This window comes from Fusibacter sp. (assembly GCF_057447755.1).
Genome location: NZ_JBVBZF010000451.1, coordinates 1 through 2,249, shown reverse-complemented (window position 1 = coordinate 2,249; position 2,249 = coordinate 1). Strand labels below are relative to the sequence as shown.

At 37.2% G+C, this 2,249-nt stretch carries 2 protein-coding genes; one reads left to right on the top strand and one right to left on the bottom strand.

What is annotated here, in order from left to right; all coding sequences use genetic code 11:
* The coding region (locus AC220I_RS21540; RefSeq protein ID WP_486725927.1) for a hypothetical protein at positions 1 to 354 on the top strand (354 nt) is incomplete at its 5' end.
* Positions 355 to 504: 150 nt separating this feature from the next.
* On the opposite strand, the gene AC220I_RS21535 is transcribed toward AC220I_RS21540, so the two are convergent.
* Complete coding sequence (locus AC220I_RS21535) at positions 505 to 1,863, bottom strand: MATE family efflux transporter (protein WP_486725926.1); 1,359 nt, start codon at positions 1,861 to 1,863, stop codon at positions 505 to 507.
* Positions 1,864 to 2,249: the final 386 nt, after the last annotated feature.

The window sequence follows — 2,249 nt, the reverse complement described above, 5'->3', positions numbered from 1 at the left end:
TTTATGAAGCTAAGCCTCATGAGCTCTATTATATTAAATGCACTTCTGGCCTTAGCGGCACCCTTCAATATGGTCCTAATAAACAGCTTCGCTAAAAATAGACTAGAGGGATTTGCGATTGTTAAAGGCTCGGGGATGCTCATTATGCTACCACTTGCAGCTTTTTATATGCCAGCACCCTTTAAATGGATTGTAGGAATTCTACCAGGTTTTTGGCCTGCCATGTCACTGAGTGCCTTACTTGATACGGGGATACAGGGGACTTTATATTGGATATTCACCTTGATCGGCTTTGTATATATTTTAGTATTAACAAAGCTACTCAATCTAAAATTTGAAAAGAGCATATCATAAAAAAACAGCACGCCAATAATGGTGTGCTGTTTTTTGTAAAATCCATTAACACAGTAACAATTTTTACACATTAAAAGGCTAGCATTTTATGTGATACATGTAACACTTTAAGAAATATGCAATTTGGTGAGTGTTCATGAAGGCATTATGCTATTCAATCCTAATCTCAGCCCATTTTTTTCCTTTAAACCTATAAAATAAGGCACTTGCAAATAAGAGTATGGAAATAATCTCCGAATGCCAAAGACCGGCAACACCATTTCCAAAGTAGAGTATGAAAACATATGAAAGTGGTACGAAGAACAACCATAATCTCAATATGGTATAAACCATGACTTTAGTCGTGTCACCAGCACCCCTCAGGGCACCGCTTATTACGATCATGAAGTTTAAACCGGGTTGATTGATGGCTAGGAAAGGCATCACCGGTATGCCGAGTAATATGATTTCACTTTCATGCGTAAAGAATGCAATTAAGGCACTTGGAAAGACTAGAAAAATAATGGCCATAAAGATGCCCCAGGACATGCCAAGAAAGGAAGCTGTGTAGCCAACCTCTGTCGCCTTTTGGATATCCTTCTCACCAAGCGATTTTCCGACTAAAGTTGCTGCTGCGATGGAGAAACCCACTGCTGGCATAAAGGACAAGGATTCTATTTGAATTAAAATTCTAAAGAGTGCCTCAGAACTTGTAGTAAGTTCAGCTATGAAAATACCTACTATAACAAATGATAATTGCATTAGTGCTTGCTCAATCCCACCTGGTAAGCTGATTCTAAAAAGAGGCCTTATAATCTTGGTATCGAAGATTAGTCTGAATTTTAACTTAAAATCATGGTCTTTGAAATAGAGGTGGTTGATATAAATCAATACTGCGACTAGTCTTGATAATGAAGTCGAAAGTGCTGCCCCGGCAATTCCAAGTTCAGGAAAAGGCCCCCATCCTGTGATTAAGACATAGTTGCCAATGACGTTTAAGGCATTTACAAGTGCTGTAATTCTCATAGGCGTCTTAGTATCTCCTGAACCCCTTAGAATTGCGGCAAAGGAGAAAGATAAGAACATGGGAACAAAACCAATAAGGATAATTGTAAAGTAAGTCACTGCGTCAGCAAATATTGCGGGTTCAATGTCGTAGATGGTAAATATGAGCTCTCTCGTCATTAGGGATATGACCATAATGATGATACCAATTATGAGGTTCAAAATGACATTTTGTTCTGCTATGTTCTTGAGCTTGTCATAGTCTTTTTCACCATAGGCTCTTGAAATCATGGCAATGGCACCCGTGTTGAAGGCCGAAAAGGTGAAAATCAAGAGGTACATGATCTGATTTGAAAAACCAACTGAGGCAATTGCATTTGATCCAATGAGTTGCCCAAGCATGACCACATCGGCAACCCCTAAAAGTGTGTTTAAGCCCATTTCAATTATTGCAGGGAGGGAGAGCGCTAAAATCATAGCGATCAATGCTTTTTTATCTTTAAAAAATGTTACAATAGTTCTCATTTATGTACTCCTAATAAAATGTTTTGATATACGAAAGGTTACAATTTATTATAGCCTATAGTCCGTATATGAAAAAGTTAATATTTCATTAAAAAGTGCAACTTTTTTTTGGAACTTTGTGGTAGAGTAATTAAAAGAAGTATATGCTTCAAAGTGGCACTCGTCGTTCACCATAAAAGGGTGTTTTAAATGATATGTGTTATTGGTTTTGCAGAGATCAAAATTGTGAATTGTCTCTACAAATAATGACAAAAGAATAAAACAAAGGATGTGACCCAAATGAATATTTATGATTTGTTTATGGCACCATTTGAAAATAATGGACTCAGAATTATGAGACAAAATCTTGTAACTCAAGCTCATGGCAATTGTTTGGAGCTTGGTGT

Coding starts and splice junctions, on each gene's coding strand:
- AC220I_RS21535 (WP_486725926.1), bottom strand. CDS start 1,863: ATGAGAACTATTGTAACATTTTTTAAAGATAAAAAAGCATTGATCGCT.